This window comes from Rhizobium lentis (genome assembly GCF_014200175.1).
Lineage (GTDB): Bacteria > Pseudomonadota > Alphaproteobacteria > Rhizobiales > Rhizobiaceae > Rhizobium > Rhizobium mulingense.
The window spans coordinates 1-21,111 of the sequence record NZ_JACHBD010000029.1 but is presented as its reverse complement, the minus strand read 5'-3'; the positions used below and the strand labels follow the sequence as shown (position 1 = coordinate 21,111).

The 21,111-nt window shown below is 54.9% G+C and carries 15 protein-coding genes and 4 pseudogenes; 2 read left to right on the top strand and 17 right to left on the bottom strand.

Features of this window, described 5'->3' with window-relative positions:
* Window positions 1-213: 213 nt before the first annotated feature.
* From GGI60_RS31165 to GGI60_RS31155, 3 genes are all read right to left on the bottom strand, one after another.
* Window positions 214-1,977, bottom strand: coding sequence for an ABC transporter permease subunit (locus GGI60_RS31165; RefSeq protein WP_183920366.1), 1,764 nt, complete (start codon window positions 1,975-1,977; stop codon window positions 214-216).
* 4 nt (window positions 1,978-1,981) lie between these two features.
* Window positions 1,982-3,040: an ABC transporter ATP-binding protein gene (locus tag GGI60_RS31160; RefSeq protein ID WP_183920370.1), complete on the bottom strand. Its 1,059-nt coding sequence runs from the start codon at window positions 3,038-3,040 to the stop codon at window positions 1,982-1,984.
* A 139-nt stretch (window positions 3,041-3,179) separates the two neighbouring features.
* Complete coding sequence (locus tag GGI60_RS31155; RefSeq protein ID WP_183920364.1) at window positions 3,180-4,286, bottom strand: ABC transporter substrate-binding protein; 1,107 nt, start codon at window positions 4,284-4,286, stop codon at window positions 3,180-3,182.
* 648 nt (window positions 4,287-4,934) lie between these two features.
* On the opposite strand from GGI60_RS31155, the gene GGI60_RS31150 reads away from it, so the two are divergent.
* Window positions 4,935-6,377, top strand: a complete 1,443-nt coding sequence (locus GGI60_RS31150) for an amidase (protein ID WP_183920362.1) — start codon at window positions 4,935-4,937, stop codon at window positions 6,375-6,377.
* 319 nt (window positions 6,378-6,696) lie between these two features.
* On the opposite strand, the gene GGI60_RS32595 is transcribed toward GGI60_RS31150, so the two are convergent.
* The 8 genes and pseudogenes from GGI60_RS32595 to GGI60_RS31120 form a co-directional block, all read right to left on the bottom strand.
* Window positions 6,697-6,825, bottom strand: coding sequence for a hypothetical protein (locus tag GGI60_RS32595; RefSeq protein WP_281414088.1), 129 nt, complete (start codon window positions 6,823-6,825; stop codon window positions 6,697-6,699).
* Between the two features lie 42 nt (window positions 6,826-6,867).
* Window positions 6,868-6,969, bottom strand: a pseudogene (locus GGI60_RS32875) (hypothetical protein); the annotation flags it as partial.
* The gene (locus GGI60_RS31145; RefSeq protein ID WP_183920360.1) at window positions 6,969-7,451 is read right to left on the bottom strand and encodes an enoyl-CoA hydratase/isomerase family protein; all 483 of its coding nucleotides are present in this window, start codon (window positions 7,449-7,451) and stop codon (window positions 6,969-6,971) included. The pseudogene GGI60_RS32875 and the gene GGI60_RS31145, both read right to left, overlap by 1 nt.
* 44 nt (window positions 7,452-7,495) lie before the next feature.
* Window positions 7,496-8,896 carry a M20 family metallopeptidase gene (locus tag GGI60_RS31140; protein WP_183920358.1) on the bottom strand — a complete coding sequence of 467 codons (1,401 nt, stop codon included), beginning with the start codon at window positions 8,894-8,896 and terminating at the stop codon, window positions 7,496-7,498.
* 24 nt (window positions 8,897-8,920) lie between these two features.
* Window positions 8,921-10,435 (bottom strand): malonyl-CoA synthase, encoded by a 1,515-nt coding sequence (locus GGI60_RS31135; protein ID WP_183920356.1) that lies wholly within the window; start codon window positions 10,433-10,435, stop codon window positions 8,921-8,923.
* 314 nt (window positions 10,436-10,749) lie between these two features.
* A complete protein-coding gene (locus tag GGI60_RS31130) occupies window positions 10,750-11,856 on the bottom strand; it encodes an ABC transporter substrate-binding protein (protein ID WP_183920354.1) in 1,107 nt (368 codons plus the stop codon).
* A 309-nt stretch (window positions 11,857-12,165) separates the two neighbouring features.
* Entirely contained in the window at window positions 12,166-12,633 is a 468-nt protein-coding gene (locus GGI60_RS31125) for an Lrp/AsnC family transcriptional regulator (RefSeq protein ID WP_183920352.1), read from the bottom strand.
* A gap of 271 nt (window positions 12,634-12,904) precedes the next feature.
* Entirely contained in the window at window positions 12,905-13,348 is a 444-nt protein-coding gene (locus tag GGI60_RS31120) for a hypothetical protein (protein WP_183920350.1), read from the bottom strand.
* 137 nt (window positions 13,349-13,485) lie between these two features.
* On the opposite strand from GGI60_RS31120, the gene GGI60_RS31115 reads away from it, so the two are divergent.
* Window positions 13,486-13,917: an Lrp/AsnC family transcriptional regulator gene (locus GGI60_RS31115; protein WP_183920348.1), complete on the top strand. Its 432-nt coding sequence runs from the start codon at window positions 13,486-13,488 to the stop codon at window positions 13,915-13,917.
* Window positions 13,918-14,306: 389 nt separating this feature from the next.
* Here the strand turns inward: GGI60_RS31115 and GGI60_RS31110 are convergent.
* The 6 genes and pseudogenes from GGI60_RS31110 to GGI60_RS31085 form a co-directional block, all read right to left on the bottom strand.
* Window positions 14,307-14,740: pseudogene (locus tag GGI60_RS31110) on the bottom strand (transposase); the annotation flags it as partial.
* A 31-nt stretch (window positions 14,741-14,771) separates the two neighbouring features.
* Window positions 14,772-16,155: pseudogene (locus GGI60_RS31105) on the bottom strand (transposase).
* 55 nt (window positions 16,156-16,210) lie between these two features.
* Window positions 16,211-16,969, bottom strand: a pseudogene (locus tag GGI60_RS31100) (IS256 family transposase); the annotation flags it as partial.
* Window positions 16,970-17,459: 490 nt separating this feature from the next.
* Entirely contained in the window at window positions 17,460-18,140 is a 681-nt protein-coding gene (locus GGI60_RS31095; RefSeq protein WP_183920346.1) for a hypothetical protein, read from the bottom strand.
* A 119-nt stretch (window positions 18,141-18,259) separates the two neighbouring features.
* Window positions 18,260-19,345, bottom strand: coding sequence for a M14 family metallopeptidase (locus GGI60_RS31090; protein ID WP_312862830.1), 1,086 nt, complete (start codon window positions 19,343-19,345; stop codon window positions 18,260-18,262).
* Window positions 19,346-19,701: 356 nt separating this feature from the next.
* On the bottom strand, window positions 19,702-21,111 hold a 1,410-nt coding region (locus GGI60_RS31085; RefSeq protein WP_210314639.1), incomplete at its 5' end, for a CapA family protein.

Sequence of the window (21,111 nt, the reverse complement as noted above, 5' to 3'; positions counted from 1 at the left end):
TCCAGACCGGCCTCCTTACCGGCCAGAAGGATGAATCTGATTTGCCTCCAAAAGGGAATCCCAATTGCGATTCCACCTAAAATCATCCCGCTCTAAGCAACGACAAGCGGTTCAACCACCAAGCCGGACGGAACCTATGTCACGGAAGCCAGCGGGGCTGCTTACTCAGCCCGCTGGATTACCCATGCTTAAAAATCGGTTTGAGCGCCGAATTTAAGCTTCTTTCAGCGACGACGTCTGGGACGTAAGTCTCTTTCGCCACCAGGTGAGATAGAGAGCAACAAGCCACAGCAACGGCATCAGCGTAAGTAACGATCCCACTGCAGCCAGTGTCGGATCAATCTGTTGCTTTAGGTTTTCCAGCATCTTTAGCGGCAGGGTGTAGACAGAAAATCCACCAACCAGTGACGTAACAATAACTTCGTCGAAAGAGGAAATGAAGGCGAACATCGCCCCACCGATAATACCTGGACGTATCAGCGGAAGCGTGACCCTTACAAAGGTCCGGAGAGGATCGGCCCGCATGCTCAAAGCCGCGCGCTCCAACTGCTTGTCAAAGTTCGCAAACGTCGCCGAGACTGTAACAACGACCAACGCGATTGCACCACCACTGTGAGCAAGAACGACCCCTATAGTTGATCCAATCAATCCAAGATGCAGGAGCCCAAAGTAAGCTGCGACGCCCATAACAATGACAGGAGCGGTGATGGGGGTTACAATGGCCATGGTTAGAATGTTGCGGAGACGTGGCGATGTGCGGTCAATGCCGTATGCCGCCAGCGTACCGGTTATCGTCGACAAGATGGCGACGGCGACACCGAGTTTTAAGCTGGTGAGAAAGGCGTCCATCCATCCCGCATCCCCTAACAATACGTAATACCACTTCAATGAGAAGCCAGCGGGGGGAAACTCCAAAAAGGCCCCAGCGCTGAACGACATCACCACGATCACCAGGCCAGGGAACTGAAGGAAAGCCATAGCAAGCACAACATACAAGCCCCCTACAATCCGCGCCCAGACACTGGGCCGAGCGCTTTGATATAACTCAGCAGTCCAGCGCTTTGAACGATGGTGATTTGTCGCTTTGTCCGCTACCCTTCTCAGTGGATTGATGCGGTTCAGCCAAGTTGTCCGAACAATCGAAGCGTCCGAAGCCTTTCCACCGGAAAGGTCGAGGCCGAATATCGACAAAACGAGCATTGCGAGGGCCAAAAGTATGAATGCCGACGTGGCGATAGCGGGCAAATTCGAGGTACTTCTAAACGTTTCGGCAATGTAGGTCGCCAGCATGATTTCACGAAGGCCGCCTAGTGCCTGCGGAGTAATGTAGAAACCAAGGCAAACGACGAAAACCAACAAGGAGCCGCTGCGCACGCCGGGCAAACTGAGCGGTACGAAAATGCGCCAGAATGCCTCAAACGGGCGCGCGCCCATGCTTCGGGCTGCTTCCATAAGAGACTTATCGATACCGTTCATAACGCTAAGCAGTGGCAAGATCATCGTCGGAAGCATGATATGCACCATGCCGACATAAGCGCCGAACCGGTTGTAGATGAGCGAAAGCGGACTGCTGATTACACCGAGGTCGAGCAGCAGACTGTTGATCACACCGTGATCGCCTAGAATCACCGTCCAAGCATAAGTGCGCACCAAAGCACTCGTCAGCCAAGGAAGGACGATGAGTACGATAAGTATGACGCGCAGGCGCTTGGACGTCGACATAATAAGGTATGCCAGAGGATACCCGACGATAAGGCAGATTGCAGTCACAACCAAACTTATCGTAATCGTTTGGATGAGGACGGGCCACCCCGATTTGCCGAAGAATGCTTGATAGTTCGTTATCGAGAATTCCGGCGCATTGAAGCTATCCAAGAAAAGTTGGAAGAGCGGCAACCCAACTACCGAGAGCAGAATTGCGAGCGCGGGGACCACCAGCACGATGGGCATCCGCCCGAGCTTTTGAACTATTTCCATCAGCTCACACCTTCACAAATCGCAGGTCGGATCGCAGCCAATCAAGCCGTACTTTGTCGCCGGCTCCGAAGATCTGCTGGTCCGATGCCACGTGTTCACGAACTGCGAGAACGCTGTTGCCGACAAGCACCTGATACTTCCGCAGAGGACCCGCATAGATCATGTCGGCTATAACGCCGGTCACGAACTGACGCCTCTCCGCGTCCGGGCGCTTGGGCGCATCGACGCTAGCGACAGAGATCCGCTCCGGGCGTATCATCGCGACGGTTCCGGTTGATGGGGTGGCGTCGGATTGTAGTTCGAACCCGGGATTATCAAAGATGTTGGCTTCGCCCAGGAAATTCGCCACAAAGCGTGTGGCTGGCCTGTCGTACAACGCTTGTGGAGTGTCGGTCTGCTCAATTTGCCCCGCGCGCATTACCACAATGCGATCCGACAATGTAAGTGCTTCGTCCTGATCGTGGGTAACGCATATCGTAGTCTTTCCAAACTCCTTGTGCAGGCGTTTGATTTCGAGCTGCATCTGCTCACGTAGGTTGCGGTCTAGTGCGCCCAGCGGCTCGTCCAACAACAGAACAGGCGGATCGGCAATCAGTGCGCGCGCGAGGGCCACTCGCTGTTGCTGACCCCCGCTAAGTTGCGATGGCATTCTGTTGCCGAATTCTTCAAGATGTACGCGCTGGAGCATCCGATCGGTAAACTCCGCCCGCTCGACTGCCTTAATGCCACGCATCTCAAGGGGAAATTCTAAGTTGCGGCGCACGGTGAGATGCGGAAAGAGGGCATAGTTCTGAAATACGATGCCCTGGTCGCGCCGATAAGAAGGTACTTTGCCAACCGACTTTCCCGATATGCGGATATCACCTGACGTAGGCGCTATAAAACCGGCAAGCAGCATTAGTGCTGTGGTTTTGCCCGAACCGCTCGGACCCAGGATCGTGAGGAACTCACCCTGACGAACTGTTAGAGACAATTCTCTAACGGCAGCAAGAGCTCCATACATTTTAGTCACGGCCCGGAACTCAATTTGCGCGCCTGTCGAAGAAATGCTCTTCGAAGGCATATCCTCAACCAAGACTGTATTGCTTGGATGTATCGTCATTTACTAATACTCCCAATGGGTATGCTGGCGATGCCATTGAAGCAATCGCAGGATGAAATGCGTCACGCTTCAATGGCAAAAGCTGTTGTCGTTAGGCTGCTTAGCGAAGAATCCATTCCTGCCAACGCTCTGTCAGGCGTTGAGAATTTGTAAGGCCGTCTGGCCCCACTTCTGCATACCACTTCGGATTTGAGGGGTAGCTGATCGAGGCATAGTCGGGATGAGCAGCTAGCTTTCGCGCGATGTCGTCAGGGATCAGAGAATAGGCTTTTTTGTTGCTAGGTGACTGCGCGAATAGCTTCGCCAACGTCGCCTGTCGATCAGGTCGAGCGAGTGAAGCGATGAATTTCTGCGCGAGTTCCCCATTGGGACTCCCCTTGGGGATCGCATAGATGTCCCAAGTGAGCTTGGCCTGATTGCGATTGATTTCGATTGGCTCACCGGCGTCGATAAGAGAATTCGCTCGACCGTCGTAGGAATGCGCGATCTCGACAACATCATCGCGCAACATCTGCAGAATTTCGGAGCCGCTTGCCCACCATTTGCGAATGTGCGGCTTTATCTTGTCCAGGCTGGCAAAGACCCGGTCAATGTCCATTGGGTAGAGCGCGTCCATGGCAACACCATCTGCAAGCAGCGCCTCCTCGAAGGGGCCCTCACCTCCCCATGCGCCTGTCTCCAGCGATCGGGTCCCCGGAAATTTCTCGACATCCCAGAATTCCGCCCAATTGGACGGGCGCGGCTTCCCCGCGGGGAATTTCTCGGTATTCCACACCATGTTCTGGGAGGACACATAGGGCCCGAAGCCGAATGGTTCCTTGCAATAGTCTAGTGTATTATCCAGATCATCCTTGTTAAAGATCGAATAATCGATCCTTTCAAGATAGCCGGCTGCGGCTTGGACTAGATGGTCTTGAGCGACAGCTTGGACGATATCAATCGAGACATTATTTGACTCCACCATCAAACCAATCTGCGACGTGGAGAGGTCTTGCTCGATAGGAACGACTCTTATCCCCGTCTCTGCCTCGAATGGCTTGACGAAGGCTTCCTTAAAGACTTCCGCCCAGTTTCCGCCGCTCATGTTTACCCGTAGCTCGCCCGCCGTGCCGGCCCGAGCAAGCCCAGAAGCGGATGACAACGCACCGAACGCTACTGCCGATGACGTCGCCTGCATGAAGTGCCTGCGATTGATTAATAAACTCATTGTGTTCTCCCTCCCATTCGCCAAGCCCTTGCTATCTGAGACCTTAGTGGGGTGGCCCGCAGATTTTCGGTGATCTTCATGCTCGCACGCAGGAATACGGCGAAGTTTCGGAAAATGGGAAGGTTTTCTGCGCATTAATCCCACACGCAGATGCACGTTGCGGGTAGCGTGTCGTAGAGTTCATGAAACGCACCGACCGACTAGCGGAAGTTGATTGCCGAAAATGGCGGTCAATCGTTGCTTTAGAAATGTGAGGTCTGCTCTGACGACGCGGATCTGCCCTACATCTTCGCTAGTTGTATGGGCCACCCGGACAGTTCGCATGCACGGGCCAGCGCTGTCACTAGATCTATCGCAGCGGGTTTCGTCATAGTAGACAAGGCGAGCTCCAGTTGCTCAGCGCGGCGGCCGGCATGTCAATTCACGGGATGCACTCGCCCGTACGATAGGTCACGAAAGGTCCGATATTTCCTTCGAAAGTACGACAGCTTCGCATAGAGCGAATTCGCGGAATCCTGCATAATGCGAAGGAGTACGCGGCGTCCGCCTTCATTCCATCTGCAAAACGCTGCGAAAGCTCCGGTTTTCCCATTTACGCTTGACCGAAGGACAGAGGCTACTCTGACTGGCACTATAGTGGAGGATGGGATGAGACTGACTGAATACACGGAATTTGACGCAACGGGACTAGCGACCCTGGTGAGCGCTGGGGAGATGAAACCTGCGGAGTTGGCGCGGTTGGCTCGGGAAGCGCATGATGACGTGAACCCCATAGTAAATGCCGTGATCGAATTCTATGAAGACGCCGAAACGGTTGCGGGTGCCGATGGAGGCCCCTTCCACGGCGTGCCCTTTCTGCGCAAGGATCTCGGCTGTAGCGAGGCCGGAAGGCTACAGGAAAAGGGAAGTCGGCTCTTTAAGGGCAACCGCCCTTCGACCGATAGCTACTTTCTCCAGCGCGCACGGGCTGGTGGACTGCGCTGCCTTGGAAGAACAACGCCGACGGAACTGGGCGAAGCGGGGATGAGCGAGTCCGTCCTAAATGGCATCACTGCAAATCCGTGGGATGTCCAACGCACCGCAGGCGGGTCGTCCGGGGGGTCCGCGGCGGCCGTTGCAGCAGGCATTACGCCGATTGCCCATGGTAGCGATGGTGGTGGCTCAATCCGCATTCCAGCGGCCTGGTGTGGACTCGTGGGCCTCAACCCATCTCGCGGACGGATATCTGGTGGACCAATGGGGCAGGATGCTGCTTTCGGATTCGTCCGCCCATTTGTTCTATGCAAGTCAGTCCGTGACATGGCAGCTGCGTTGGACGTTTTTTCAGGTCCTCATCCTGGCGATCCATTCATAATTATCCAGCCAGATCGGCCTTATGTTCAACAATTGACTCGACCTACTGGCACTCTGCGGGTTGGGGTCGCGCGCACCGAATGGGGCGCAGTTGATTTGGACCCGGAGATCCTTCAAGCAGTCGATCGAATAGCTTCGCTTCTTCAAGATATGGGCCATCGCGTCAGCGAAATGTTGTCCCCCTACGATCAAGCCGAAAAAATGAAGATCTCACTTGCCAACACTATCCTCGGTGCAAATTCGCTGGAGGAGACGGCTCGTGAAATGGGTCGCCCACTAGACGCAGATACTTTGGAACCCATCACTCTGAAGTTAATTGAATTTGGCCAAGGTTCTGAGCCCGTAGACATCGGCAAGCACCTGGACAACATGAGGAAGTTCCGTTTCGATGTGGGTCAGGCGATTGAGCCGTTTGACATCCTGCTGACGCCGACAATGCCTACTGTGGCTCCACCGCACGGCGGTATCTACAGTACTACCAATCCAGCATTGTCCGCGGAAGAATTTCTCGAGGCGGACAACTCATTCTATCAATATCTGGGTGTTTTCAACGTAACCGGACACCCATCGGTGTCGCTACCACTGGCTCACAGCGCCAACGGCTTACCGATTGGGCTTCAAATTGTTGGCAGGTTCGGCGACGAAGCGACATTGGTACGTATCTCCAGAGACTTGGAAGAGGCCTGCTCCTGGCGGGGTCGACAGCCACGGGTCATAGCGGGAGCACAGGAGAGATAGGCTAAGCAGGAGCTTGCGCCATTGCGCTGCCACGAACTTAAAGTGGAGGCTCTCCGGGAGCTTCCCAAGCAGACAGCGGTTTAGCCCGCAATGGCGCACAGCTTCAGCCACGCCCCCCATTCCGAAGTGGTTCGGGGGCGGGCGAATACATCGTTGGCTTTTATCGGAAGGTCGCGCCAAAAAAATTCAACGTTCAAGGTCCCTCAACAGTTACCCTGCGCGACGCAGCAAGGGCGAGATCTCCGCACCACCTGACCCGCCCTGTCGGGCTAAATTATTGAACTGCATTTTTTTAGCAGGGTCCTGCTAATCTGGTAGGCTACTCGCTAGGGCGCATAGCTTCGATAAGCTTGACGATCTGCTGTCCATCAAAAGCCTGTTCAAGTGCGATACTCATTTTGCCGTCGTCGAACGCGCCCTGAGCAAGGCCATCAATTGCCTGCTTCATCGCCTGTAGAGGTAACGGCGGCATTGATGAGATATATTTTGCGAATTCGAGTGCTCTCGATTCCAGCCTTTCCGGCGGTACGATCTCGCTTACGATGCCTAGCCTTTGTAGTTCCTCGGAGTAAGCTGGTTTCCCCGTTAAGATCAGATGCTTTGCTCGGCAGGTCCGAACGCCAGTAAATAGCGACGCAATGCTCCCAAGTAAAGCGGCATACCAAAGCGGGCGGCAGGCATACGGATGCCGGCCGTTACAGTCGCAAGACGCAGGTCGCAGGCAAGTACGAGATCGGAGGCAGCTCCGATTGCCAATCCGTTTAAAGCAGCAATAGTAATCAGGCGTGACGCCGCCAGGCGGTCGATGAAGCTTTCCAAAACCGCCACTTCGTCAGTCCGCGCGGATGCGGCCTGCTGTTTGAGAGTTCGCAAATCAAAGCCAGAACTGAACGTAGTACCACAGGATGTGATGAGCAGGACGTGTAGGTCCTCATTGGCGTCACAGGCCGAAAGATAAGACTGCAGTAACCTTAAATCCGCTGCCTCAAGCCGGTTGGCTTCCTTTGGCCGCCTAAAGTCGATCCGCGCGATGTGCGGATGCGGAAACGAGAGCTGAGGCGGTCGGCTTCTCAATTTTCGGTCACCATGTGGTCGAGATTCCGCTCCCACTATCCTCACTAATCGATCGGCCCGTCCCCTTTGTCGGCCATCCTAATCTCGCGCGCATGCTCGGCTATGTCGAGAAAAATGCCTGTCATGATCTTCATTGCCTCACGAGCGATCGAAAGAAGGGCATGCTCGTCAGGACCATGCTGGCCGCTTCCGGCATATGAGTGTGGAATCCAGATCGTGGGCAAACCAAGTACGTCTGCAAAGAGATCGTTCGGCAGCGAGCCTCCCAAATTTGGTAACACGTGCGGCCTTTTGTCTACAGCCTTTTCGATTGAGTTACAAACAAACCGCACCCAGGGGTGGCTTGGAGACAGCCGGGTCGCCTTGAAGGCATCGTCGGTCTGCGACACCTCAACCATATCGAAGCCATGGGCGTCCAGGTAACGCCTTAGAGCCGGCAATATGTCTCGCATGTTGGTACCGACTACAAAACGCAGTTGTCCAACAGCCCGCGCTACTGCGGAAATAGCCGATTGAGGAGCGTCTATTGAGCCCGAGGACATCGCAAGCACTGAAAACGAATTCCAGCCGAAAACTCGTTCTGATGGCGAAAGAGATGTTTCTCCCCAATCAAGATCGTTCAATGGCGACGGAAGATCAGCGAGAGTCGCGCGGACATCTTCGCTCAAACTGTCAGGCAGCCACTCAGGAATGCGTATTCTCCCCCGTGCGTTCGTAATGCTTGCTATCGCATGGGCAAGAATGATGGCCGGGTCTGCCAACAGACCTCCAAAATTGCCCGAATGATAACCACGATCCCGTGCCCGTACGGACATTTCGAATTCGACGGTGCCTCTGGAGCCTAAGAACACGGTTGGAATGTCAGTCGAGAGCCGCGGTCCATCGGATCCGATGAAGACATCGGCAACAAGCTTATCGCGGTTTTCCTCCACAAACTCCCGCAGTCCAATCGACCCTCTTTCTTCCCCCATTTCCAAAAGGAATTTGACGTTAAAGCCAAGTTTGCCGTTGGTCTGCACGAGCAGGCCTAGTGCAACGATATTTATGAGGTGTTGGATTTTGTTATCGGCCGTTCCCCGGCCGTAGAGCCGGTCCCCTTCTTGAGTGAGTTCGAAAGGCCGCAGGTCGTCGCGCCAGCGGTGCTGCTCACCGTTACACACATCGCCATGTCCGTACAAAAGCACCGTCGGCAAGGCGTCGTCTTCGAAATGTCCTCCTAGAAGCAACGGCGCGCCCCCAGGGAGCGGATTGTCGTAGATGTCAGCGACAAAACCGAAGCGCACTAACAATGGCTTGAGATCTTTTTTTAGATACGCTTCCAAATTCTCCGGCAAACCCTCGCTCTGACTAATAGAGGGACGCGCTACGAGCTTAGCAAGCTCGCGTATCAAAGCTCCATTTTCGACATATTCAACGGCGTGCTGGAAATGGGTTTCACGGGACATCGCAACACCTGATTTTGAGGCTGCTCATTGTGCAAAAAGATCTCGATATTTGTCCCGCAATACGTTCTTTTGGACTTTCCCCATGGCGTTGCGCGGTAAGTCTTCAATCAAAATGACTCGCTTGGGATGCTTGAAGCGAGCTAGCCGCGCCCCAACACTGGCCGCGATTGCCGCCTCGCTGACGTTGGCGGACGTCTCCGTCACTACGACGGCAGTTACAGCCTCACCAAAATCCGGGTGCGGGAGACCAATGACGGCGCTTTCGACGACGCCTTCGATCCCATCAATTTTTTGCTCTATTTCTTTGGGATAAACGTTGTAGCCGCCAGAAATTATCAAATCCTTGTTGCGCCCAACAATGGTCAGACGACCATCGGCTTCCATCATGCCGATGTCACCAGTGATGAAAAAGCCGTCGGAGCGAAACTCCTCTTTTGTCTTCTCAGGCATATTCCAGTAGCCCTTGAAAACGTTCGGACCTCTAACTTCAACCATTCCAGGTTCACCCGCCCGAAGAGACAGCCCGGTATCTGGATCTGTAACGCGCACCGACACACCTGAAAGGGCATAGCCGACCGACCCCGGCACACGTGCGCCTTTGTAAGGGTTCGATGTGATCATGATCGTCTCGGTCATCCCATAGCGTTCCAGGATATCCTGACCTGTACGCTCGAAGAACGCACGGTGTGTGTCGACGAGGAGCGGCGCCGAACCGGAGATAAACACGCGCATGTGCTGCGTGGCTTCCTTGGTCAAACGTTCGTCCTGCAGCAGGCGCGTGTAGAATGTCGGAACGCCCATTATGACTGTTGCTCGGGGCAGAACAGCGAAGATCTGATCGACGTCGAATTTGCGGAGAAGGTACATGCTTGCCCCAGAAAGCAGCGTTAAGTTGGCCGCGACAAACAAACCGTGCGCGTGGAACAACGGCAACGCATGGATCAATCTATCGGTATTGTTGAAATGCCATTCTGCCTGCAGTGCAAGGGCATTCGAGAGTAGATTGTCATGCGTGAGCATCGCGCCTTTCGATCGGCCAGTCGTACCGGAGGTATACAAGATTGCGGCAAGATCCTCCGGCTTCCGATCAGCGTCAACAAAGTTGTCTGCGTGATCAGCAACGAATTCAAAAAGTGTTCCCTCAGCCTTTTCACCTAGCGTCTCCAAGCGGGCGCCCGCCCGAGAGACGACGACTTGAAGGCGCTCCGCGGCCTCTGGCGCGACGACCACCAACTTTGGCGCGGCGTCAGCGACGAAATATTCAAGTTCCGACGCCGTGTAGGCAGTGTTCAACGGCAAATAGACTGCACCTGTTCTAACACAGGCGAGATATAGCATGAGAGCTTCGGCACTCTTTTCGACCTGTGCAGCAACTCGGTCACCCGCACCCACACCGAACTTCCTTAGGACATTCGCAATGCGGGCCGAGGAATCCAACATGTCACCGAAAGTCCACGTGATGCCATCATCGGCATCGATGAACACTTTTTCGCGCGAGGGAATAGCGTTACGAATTGCGTCAAATAGGTGATTGGCCACGTGATGTCCTTCATGGTGTGCCGATTCTGCAAGTGTGAGCGCGAATGACGGAGACAATCTGCCGAAGCGTCATCTCGTCATCCATGTAGATTGTTCGGCTCAAGCGGCGTCTTGATGACCGCATGCGCAACCGCCGCAGGTTGAATGGTTACTCTTGGTGCTCTCTGACCGTAAGCAGAGTTGCCCGTGTCACGCACCTCTATTTCGGGAGAAACTAGCGCGCTGTTTCGCAGGCCCAGCCCAGCCGCGAGTTTTAAAGCGGTCGGGCTGGGAGTTTATCACGATGCGAGTACTCGTGGGCCATACAGGCCGCCTTAGCGAAGAACCCATTCGTTCCAACGCTCTGTAAGGCGTTGAGAATTCGTAAGTCCATCCGCTCCTTTTTCTATATACCACTTCGCATTGGAGAAATAACTGGTCGAAGCATAGTCGGGATGAGCAGCGAGCTTTCGCGCGATGTCGTCAGGGATCAGAGAATAGGCTTTTTTGTTGCTAGGTGACTGCGCGAATAGCTTCGCCAACGTGGCCTGTCGATCAGGTCGAGCGAGTGAAGCGATGAATTTCTGCGCGAGTTCGACATTGGGGCTACCCTTGGGAATCGCATACATATCCCAGGTGAGCTTAGCCTGATTTCGATTGATTTCGATTGGCTCACCGGCGTCGATAAGAGAATTCGCTCGACCGTCGTAGGAATGCGCGATCTCGACAACATCATCGCGCAACATCTGCAGAATTTCGGAGCCGCTAGCCCACCATTTGCGGATGTGCAGCTTTATCCTATCCAGGCTCGCGAATACCCGGTCAATATCCATGGGATAAAGCGCATCTATCGCAACGCCATCTGCGAGCAGCGCCTCCTCGAAGGGGCCCTCACCTCCCCAGACGCCGGTCTCCAGCGATCGGGTCCCCGGAAATTTCTCGACATCCCAGAATTCCGCCCAATTGGACGGGCGCGGCTTCCCCGCGGGGAATTTCTCGGTATTCCACACCATGTTCTGGGAGGACACATAGGGACCGAAGCCAAATGGCTCTTTGCAATAATCCAGAACATTGTCCAAGTCATCCTTGTCGAAGATCGAATAATCAATTTTCTCAAGATAACCGGCTGCGGCTTGGCGAAGATTGCCTTGAACGACGGTTTGAATAACATCAATTGATACATTGTTTGTTTCCACCATCAAGGCGACGTGGGATGTAGAGAGGTCTTGCTCAATAGGAACAACTCTTATCCCCGTCTCTGCCTCGAACGGCTTCACGAAGGCTTCCTTGAAGGCTTCACCCCAGTTTCCGCCACTCATGTTTACCCTTAGCTCGCCCGAGGTGCTGGCCCGCGCAGGCCCAGAAGCAGATGACAACGCACCGATTGCTACTGCCGATGACGTGACCTGCATGAAGCGCCTGCGATTCATCGATAAGCTCATTGTGTTCTCCCTCCCATTCGCCAGGTACTTGGCACTACCAGAAACCTTAATGCCGGGGACCGCAGGTTTTAGGTAAACTTCGCGCTCGCGCGCAGAAATGCGGCGAAGATTTGTAGAATGGAAAGGTTTGCTGCGCACCGGGCCCACGTGCCCGACTGTAACAGAAGGAGTTGGTGCCTAGACTGGCAGGCGGAAACGATCTTACTAACTATGAAAAATCGCCGGCACACCACCCCAAACCGTGCCGCTTTGGCGGCGATCGTCATCATTGCTCAGCGCTCTAATCAGCATCAGCACTCGTCAAGGGAGTCACGCATCGACAGGAATAGCGAAACTCGCCTTTATCCGATCCATAACTACCGTTGTCTTGAAACCTTTGATGTCCTTATTCTCATAAAAGAAGCGACGAGTGAACTGCTCATAGTTCTCCATATCTCTGGCTGTTACGACTAAGATGAAGTCAGCTTCCCCAGTTACGTAGTAACCCATCATCACTTCACGTGTATTTTGTATTGCAGTTTTGAAACGGTCGACGATGTCAGCTCTCTCTCGCTCGAGAGAAACCATTACAATCATTGTGATGTGTCGACCAACGCCCTTGGGGGAGATGATCGACACATCCGCCTCAATAACACCCGCACTTCGCAAGCGCTTGAGTCGCCGTTGGCAAGCTGTGGGCGACAGATGTACGATCACGGCCAATTCGTCGGATGTCAGCCGATTGTTATTCTGAACAGCTTTTAGTAGTGCGATATCCATGCGATCGAGCTGAGTCATTGCTGTAGCCTTCAACGATAAGATGTCATCGCAGAGATTTAATAGAGCACCGAAGCCGACCGCGTAGGCCAAGTTGCAGTGGGTGATCCTCTCGGCGGGGTGCCTTTAGGCAGATCCAGGAACATATGGTGTGGAGAAGCGTCTTGTTTGGCGAGGCATAAGGCGCGTGGCCAGAATGCCTGCTGTTGGGGCCACTCCCTACGCACAGACTACGAAGAACAGCGCGCCTGGAATCGATAATAGGACTTTTGAAAATCGGCTTGCCCATACTTTAGTAGTTAACCGCTCGCGTCAGACGAAGAGTCTCGGAGTGAAGTCGACCAAAGCCACTATTCGATCGAGAGAAAGCCGACCACAGACCAAACATTTGCGGCTTTGGAGACTTCTTCGACTTCTTCGACTTCTGCGTCGTGGCGACGTCTTCCGTCAGATCAATGTCGTGAACCGACGCCTCAAGCGCATCTTCAGCGAACTTGCCACCAGGATTGAATGGCGTCGCCGACGGAACTGCCAATTTGCCGCGGTGCGGACTTACGAGTGCTGGACTATCGGCAAGTTCGAAAGCTGCTCCGGAGATTGTAGGGTGCTTATCGAGCTTTCCCAACTGTGTCTCGTCGCGGTCCGACATGGTTACATTGGAACCCCTAGTTTCAGCCAGCGTCAAAGCGATGACACCGCCGATATTTTCTGCGCCGATGGCAACCACACCGTTCATGGAAGTCCCTTCAAATCGAGAGGTGGATTTCGCAATTTGATGCAGAATGATGCTCTAAAGAAAGGGGCGTATTGCTATTTACGTGCCATTAATTTAGCCAGATCGGAGTAGTCCATTGTCAGAATGGCAGGTGGCGCGTGAATATTACGGAGAAGGACCGCGAACTGCTGGTCCTGTTGGGTGAAAATGCGCGCGCGCCAGTAGCGGGCCTTGCAAGAAAGATCGGTTTGTCGAGGGCGACCGTTCAGGCAAGAATCGACCGCTTGGAGCGTCAAGGTATAATTGCCGGATATGGCCTGAGATTGTCGGACGCCTACGCATCCGGGCTGGCGAGAGCTCATGTCATGATCACACTTGCGCCGAAAGTTCTGGCTCAGGTTTGCGTTTCGATCCGCGGAATTCATGCCGTAAAATCGCTTTACTCCGTGAGCGGCACATTCGACCTGATCGCAGTTGTTGAGGCACCGTCAATTTCAGAGCTTGACCAACTCGTTGACAGAATTGGAATGGTCGATGGCGTTGAACGCACACTTTCGTCGATCATTTTGTCGACGAGGATTAGCCGATGAACGAGCTCTGCTTAGCGCTATGGGAATTTCTTAGATCGCTACAGGGGCCGAAAACGAACAGTCATCGGTAAAGTTAAAGTAGCGGCAGCAGAGCATCTTACCTCGCAGAGAAGTCGCCCAAAGTTCACCATCAAGGCATTCATCCGATAGGTTGCCTGCGAATTCCGTCAAGCACAGCGTGACCAATCAATAGTAAAAAACCCGGAAATCCGTCGGTTGGACGAGTTGCAGGTGGCGCTAGCGCCTTAAAAACGCCGCCATCAATTGCCTTGTGTTAAATCGTGACGTACGGCTTTCTCGCGCGGTTACCATCTATTCGGATCGTGTCCCTGGACGTGGTGTAGCTCTCGGCTGATGGCCGTGCTTTCCGGCATGGGCCGGAGGGGATATCAGCGTGCCACAGCGGGCAGACTGATTTGGGCCATGGTCTCAAGTGTAAGATATCTGGCCCGCTGTACGGCCCACCCATCGTTTTGCTCGAGCAACAATGCGCCAACGAGGCGGACGATGGCGTCGTAATTCGGGAAGATGCCGACCACCTCGGTGCGGCGCTTGATTTCGCCGTTGAGACGTTCAATCGGATTCGTCGAGTGCAGCTTTGCCCGGTGCTCTTTCGGGAAGGTCATGTAGGCGAGCACGTCCTCGTCAGCATCGTCCGTGATGGTGGCGAGCTTGGGCACTTTCGGTCTGATGTGATCGGCGACACTGCGCCATTGAGCGCTGGCTGCGTCTCCTGGGCAAAGGCCGTTGCGATGAAGGCGGATACGACCCGCCGACAGCTCTTTCCGGCATGCGCCAGCACGTTCCGAATGAAGTGAACCCGGGGGCTGTTGAAGAACCAATCGTCGGCGGAGCTATGCGGAAGCCACCGACAAGCCGATTCCAAAAACTTTCCTTTGCTTGAAGGCATGTCGGGCTGAACTGGTAGCTTCTTGGCTGTCCACGAACAGCAAAATTGACAGAAAAGCACTCGCCAGTCGTTTCAAGTTGACTGCCGCGGCCGTCAGATAGGCTTGGATTTTCATATTTATGAGGCCGCGCCGGATCGCTCTCGATAGCCCGTGCCAAGTCTTCGCTTCGCCGTGATATCCCTCTGAGCGCCAGCGGTGGCGCTGGTACAAAGCTCGGTCCTCGTCCGACCATCGTTCTCTTCGGCGACGAGCTCGCAGGAGTGCCGGATAGTCATCGCCGAGCACTACCGCCTTGTTCATACGGCCATTGGAAAGGCAAAGTCAGATCGCAGTGCCGACAGTCGGCCGCGCGAGATGTAAAGAAGCGCCCATGTTTAACGGCACGGCCCGCCTTCAGCATCTTGCCACGCGGACATTTAAGGGTGTCGTGCTTGGCGTCATAACGAAAACGGCGCATAGGCACAGGGCTACGGATTGGCTCTGCTTTTGCCGGAATAACCGCTTCGATCGCGCGTTGCTCCATTCCTGCGAACACCTTAGCATACGCATAGCCGGCGTCGGCCGTTGCCGTTTTGATTATCGTGCCGGTCATCGCGGCGACCGCGTCGAGACGACTGAGTATGACTTGCCCCTCATTAATCTCGCCTGTGGTGACCTCCACATCTAAAATTACGCCGCAAGCATCATCCACCACGGCATGTTGCTTGTAGGCCGGCTCCAGTCTCCGATTACGCCCGTTGGTCGCCATCGACGCGTCAGGGTCGGTGACGCAGACTTTCTTGTATTTGCCTGTTTTGCGGCTTTTTCGTTCGCTCTCAGCGGCTTCGTTGGCGTCGGTGACCGCATCAATATGGCGGACCGCCAGACTTTCCCAACTGACGTCGGCCCGAATAAGTGAGGCGTCGACATGAACGATCTCACCCTTGGCGACTTTGGCCGCTACGCAGACCTTTACCGTCCGCTCAAAGATAGTTCGGAAACGTTCTGCACCCCAGCGCTGACGGATACGGGTCAACGACGAATGGTCCGGTAGAGCTTCGTGCAGACCAAACCAGCGAATAGCGATGTTTACCTGAGCCTCGCGCATCAGCCGACGGTCATGGACAATTCCGAGAAGAAAGCCTGCAAGCATCAGTCGGACTGCTACTTCCGGGTCGATGCCGGGTCGGCCGAAGCCCGCCGCATAAAGCTCAGCCACCTCCTCGTGTAGCCAGGAGAGGTCGAGAACTCGATCGACCTTTACCAAGACGTGATCGTCGGGGACCAGATCCCGAAGCGAGCCGCACATGTACAGTTCAAGCTGATCGCGTTCCTTACGTCCGAGCATCGTGGAGGCTCCAGGGAATCAACGACTGCTCAATTGAATCAGATACATAGCACTTCTTCAACAGCCCCACCCGGCACCCTTGCCAGGTGGCATTGAGAACCTTGGTGACGGCAGCTTTGAGGCGTTCATGGGCATCGGAGACGACGAGTTCTACGCCGCGCAATCCTCGGCGTGTCAGCCTACGCAGGAATTCCGTCCAGATCGGCTCGGCCTCCGACGTGCCGACCTCCATGCCCAGGACCTCGCGCCGACCATCGCTGTTGACGCCGACGGCGATAATGACGGCGACGGAAACAACACGTCCGCCGCGCCTAACTTTGAGATAGGTCGGCGTCGACCCAGACGTAGGCCACTCGCCTTCAATTGGCCTGTCGAGGAACGCCTTCACCTTGACGTCGATCTCTTCGCATAGCCGCGACACCTGGCTCTTGGAAATGCCGCTCATGCCCATGGCCTTGACGAGGTCATCGACAGAACGCGTCGAAATTCCCTGGATGCAGGCCTCCTGGATAACGGCCGTCAGAGCCTTTTCGGCCATCCGACGCGGTTCGAGGAAGCTCGGAAAATAGCTGCCCTTGCGCAGCTTCGGATTGCGAAGCTCGACGGTTCCGGCCCGCGTCTCCCAATCCCGGTCACGATAGCCATTGCGTTGTGCCAGGCGCATCGGGTTCTTCTCGCCGAAGTCAGCCCCCGTGGCTGAGCCGACCTCCAGCTCCGTCAGCCGCTCGGCCGCAAAGCCGATCATCTCGCGCAATAAATCTGCATCAGCACTCTTCTCAACAAGGGAGCGCACGTTCATCATATCATTGGTCATCGGTGGTCTTTCCGTCAGGTTGGTCTTCGACAACCCGACCCTATCGGAAAACACTGATGGCCGCCCGCAAAGCCGATCACCCGCTACCGCGCAATGAAAAGCGCGCGGGCGTTCGGCTTCGCTACCTCCAGCCACCTACACCACCTGCCGGGACGCGATCTCTATTCGGAATCGGCGCCAATTGACACGCTTTGCCGGACGACTTCCACGTTCTTCGTCCGCTCGCCTTGCAACGCATCCAGAATGAAATAAAGAGAGCTCTGAACTGCGGTGAACTTCCGTTTTCTACGGTCTCGCGCGCTGCCCGTTGAGCAAGGTAAAAGTCAAAGTCGACGCTCACGACACACTCCTTTGCGTTGCGTAACTAAAGCTTCCTAGCTTTAGCGGTGGCCTCTCAAAGATCCTTACTGCGCAGCGCCAGAGACAAAGTTGCCGCTGATCTCAAGTCAACGACAGACAGTTGCTTCTATGGGGTCGCGATGAGCCCCGACTAATCGATTCCCACACTCGCAATCATGTTCCCCAAATTGACAAAGTCGCAAACCGGCAGTCCCGTTTCGCGGCGAACGGTGCTTGAAGCGAGCGTAAAGCCGGCGCATTCAAAAAGGAACGCCCCTACGGTCGGTTCACGCCGACGAAGCGTATTTGCCGCCTTCGTTACGTCGTCTAATATGAGCTTTGACGAGGCATCAGGAATTGGGTCAGAAAGCTGACGCCAGGTTTCCGAGCCCTCGATACCAATAACAGCAATATCGATGTCTTTCGATGACCATCCGGCAGCAGCGAAATGTCGCTCCTCCAGCTTGTTGGCGTCGAAAGTAAGAATTCCAATTTTTCGGCCCGGCGGAAGCGTACGTGCCATAAAGGGTACCAGCAGAAGACTAGATAGCGCCACTGGAACAGAAACAGCGGCCGCAACGTCGTTTTGGTATATCGCGCTAAAGCCGCAGTTTGTCGTTATTGCCGTAGCACCTTCAGTTGCCAACGTGTGCGCCGTTCTAATGTACGCGTCTTTCAGCGCTTCATCGCCATCGACAACGCTTTTCGAGGTTGCGCCAGGAACCGTGAGGCGTTTTACCGGAAACGGAAAGCTCCCTGGTGCGCATAGCGCACCAGGGAGTGTAATCGGCCTGTTTTCCAGCTCGAGGATTCCAAGTATCTTTTTGCTCATCCTGAACCCTTTTTGCGGCTCAACTGTAGGCCATGAATCGAAGTGAGTGAGTAGTCGTCGGCTGCGCAATCTTCAAAGATTGGCAACCCGAAGTCTGCGGCAGATAAACAAGGAACCAGTCATCCTTCAAACATCTGGCGATGAACTTGCCGACTCCGCCAGAGGACCATCTCCCGCCAATCCGGTGAACGCGGATCATAATGCTCGCGAATGCGGCGCCGAATAGCACTTGCGGTTGAAGCATCGGTGCCTGGGTTTTTGGCGAGCCAGTGGTCCTCGCGAAGCACTCGCCGCCCATTTTCAGGGTCAAACGTGCCAAATTCAAGCGCGACGTATACGTGCCTTCCTCCGAGAAGGCGTTCCCAGAATTCGTCGATCGAGCCATTGACGAGAACAGAAGTCGACGTTCCAAGATCTGGCGACGTGACCGATCGACCGAACATCGCCAGCGCGCGCTCATATCCTGAGACGCCCGAGCATTGCTCGGTCTGTAATTCTCCGTATCCGAATGGGCCAAGTCCAGTGTGGGCGTCAGCGATGACAACTAGGCCCCTGGACTTTAGATCGAACTCCTCGGCAATCCGCTCGAGCGTCACCCGAGAATGACTTGGGCCAAAGCCGCCGAAGAATACGCCGTCGGAGTGACGATATTGGCCTGACTTCCGCGCAGTTTGGAATGCGAGTTCGCCTCGCTCTTCCCGGAACTTCGCGATTGCGGTCTCCGATGCTTCGAAGGTCGGTCCTTCGAGCTCCTGCGGCACCAAGTGCTCCGCAAGCTCATCGTAACCTTGATTGTGAGGGATGGGCTTGCTGAAATCAATGAAGTTTCTATTTAGATCACAACCCTCCTGCGTAACACGGCGATCCCAAGCAAAGCCGTACGGATTGAGGGCGTGAACCATTAACATCGCTTGCCCTGGCAGAAGGGATGCGGGCCCGCCACCACGGATCCAATCAATCTGTCCGGCCGAGCCGCAGTAGCCCTCAACGCCGTGGGTACCCGATATCAGGACGCCGACGTGTTGAGCGTCGGGGTCACCGAACCAAGCCACGTCGGTGAACAGCCTTTCGTCGGCTGGACCTCTGGCGGGCGATTCATACGAGCTAACTGACCCCGCGCGATCGAGGAGCTTCTCCCGGGCTTCGAAATACGTCTCGGAAAAGCTCGCCGAAACATCTGCCAAAATGTCCTCTCTGATATTCACAATTCATCCTCTCAGGATATCCGACGAGCGGCTTGCATCGATAAGTCGGCGGGATCTTCAGATCCCGGGGCAAGCGGTTCCTACAGCGCTTGATTGGATCGCTGAGCGTTGCTTTCCAATCATCGGCCGCCGCTGCCCCTATTCATCGCCAGGACCTGCCAGTGGTCCGGTTCGATGACGTAGCATAACGCGCCGCAGCTAGAGAAAACATGCAGATAGACAGGAGGTGGTGCAGAATATCCGCGAAATTGCAGGCTATCACGCAAGAAAAGAGAACCTCGTTAAAAGCGTTCTGGGCAAGCCGAACCGCGGACTTCGTCGGCCGAATTCATCGGAGTCGCTCTTACTGCGCAGTGCTAGACCCGTATGATTCCGATTTCGTTTTCGATGGCGACTTCAGTCCCCAAGGACTCTGAGAGTTTCTTAAGGCGCTCCAGAATTGCGCGAGCACGATTCCCTGAGGCGAAGCTCGGAACTCCCCTATTGGCAAATCGTTTAGAATGGCCGAGCTCGATCGCATGTAGGCGCAATTCGAAAAGTTGATTTTGTTGGAACCGGCTGACGGCGACGACGCTTTCATAGAAAACCGGTTCACTAAAGCCTGGATCCGACTCATATCCTTTTGACATCTCCGAGACGGTCACATCAGGATCGGTGCTCACACGCGGATCCAGGTCATATCCATCATACATGTCAGCTCCAACCGGAGTGCGCAGGTCGTCCATTATGAAGTTGCCGAGACTGTAGAAAATCGGCCTACCCTTATAGATTTCAATGCCTCTGAGTTGATGGGGCCCGTGCACTATATAGGCGTCTGCTCCTGTATCGATCATCTTGCGAGCAAGATCCTGTACATAGTCAGGCGAACGCTGCGACCAGTTTCCAGGTTCGTGGCCATGATTGGTAACGATGCAGAAATCTGCCAGCTGTTTGCCCTGACGAACGCCTCGCAGAATGCGAGCGACATCCTTCGGATCAGGCCGGTAACTGAAGCCCACCTGATCACCAACTCTGAACCGCGCTCCGGCAAGCGCGACGATTTCTGGATCGCCGTGCCCGGGCCTATAATCCGGCAAGGCCTCTCGGACCTGTCGAAGGTTGTCAAGCATCGTTTGAGAAACTGTTATGTCTCTGCGCAACCGGAGGGCATTGAGTCCCGGTCTTCCCGACGCCTCACCGGCCGGATCGCAGGCTCGCGACATCGGCGTGAATGTGGAAGCATACGACACTAAGGCCACTCGTCCTCGCGGTGTCTCAAGAAAGCGCGCAGCGCTCGCCTGGGAGAGGTTTTCGCCGACACCCGCATAGACGATCCCATTTTGATCAAGGGCCCGACATGTCTCGCGCATGCCTTCAGCACCCCATTCGAACGTGTGATTGTTCGCGTAGCTTACGAGATTGAACCCCATGGCTTTCAAGTCTGGCCCGAGCTCAGGAACACTACCGTGATAGGCGCCGCCGTGTTCGGCCTGCGGGCTTCCACTGAATGAACGGGCGTTAAAAATATTGGTTTCCATGTTTCCGAAGGTGACATCAGCCTCACGTAGGATCTCAACGATGTTTCCAAATCTCGGATGGTGTCCTCTGGTGAGCGGTCTGGTCACGATGAGGTCGCCTACCGCCACAACGGTGAATCCGTCAGCTACGTTCGTCTCTGTGGTGCCGACGGTAGTAACCGATGTTCCACTCCCACGTTGTCCTTCCTGCCCTGATCTGTGATCGGCTTTCCATGGATGAACAAAGGGAGTTTCTCCATGGAGACTACA

What these genes read in the sequence shown, in the direction of transcription:
- GGI60_RS31165 (WP_183920366.1), bottom strand. Translation starts at nt 1,977, where the DNA reads ATGGAAATAGTTCAAAAGCTCGGGCGGATGCCCATCGTGCTGGTGGTC.
- GGI60_RS31160 (WP_183920370.1), bottom strand. Translation starts at nt 3,040, where the DNA reads ATGCCTTCGAAGAGCATTTCTTCGACAGGCGCGCAAATTGAGTTCCGG.
- GGI60_RS31155 (WP_183920364.1), bottom strand. Translation starts at nt 4,286, where the DNA reads ATGAGTTTATTAATCAATCGCAGGCACTTCATGCAGGCGACGTCATCG.
- GGI60_RS31150 (WP_183920362.1), top strand. Translation starts at nt 4,935, where the DNA reads ATGAGACTGACTGAATACACGGAATTTGACGCAACGGGACTAGCGACC.
- GGI60_RS32595 (WP_281414088.1), bottom strand. Translation starts at nt 6,825, where the DNA reads ATGAAGCAGGCAATTGATGGCCTTGCTCAGGGCGCGTTCGACGACGGC.
- GGI60_RS31140 (WP_183920358.1), bottom strand. Translation starts at nt 8,896, where the DNA reads ATGTCCCGTGAAACCCATTTCCAGCACGCCGTTGAATATGTCGAAAAT.
- GGI60_RS31130 (WP_183920354.1), bottom strand. Translation starts at nt 11,856, where the DNA reads ATGAGCTTATCGATGAATCGCAGGCGCTTCATGCAGGTCACGTCATCG.
- GGI60_RS31125 (WP_183920352.1), bottom strand. Translation starts at nt 12,633, where the DNA reads ATGACTCAGCTCGATCGCATGGATATCGCACTACTAAAAGCTGTTCAG.
- GGI60_RS31120 (WP_183920350.1), bottom strand. Translation starts at nt 13,348, where the DNA reads ATGAACGGTGTGGTTGCCATCGGCGCAGAAAATATCGGCGGTGTCATC.
- GGI60_RS31095 (WP_183920346.1), bottom strand. Translation starts at nt 18,140, where the DNA reads ATGAGCAAAAAGATACTTGGAATCCTCGAGCTGGAAAACAGGCCGATT.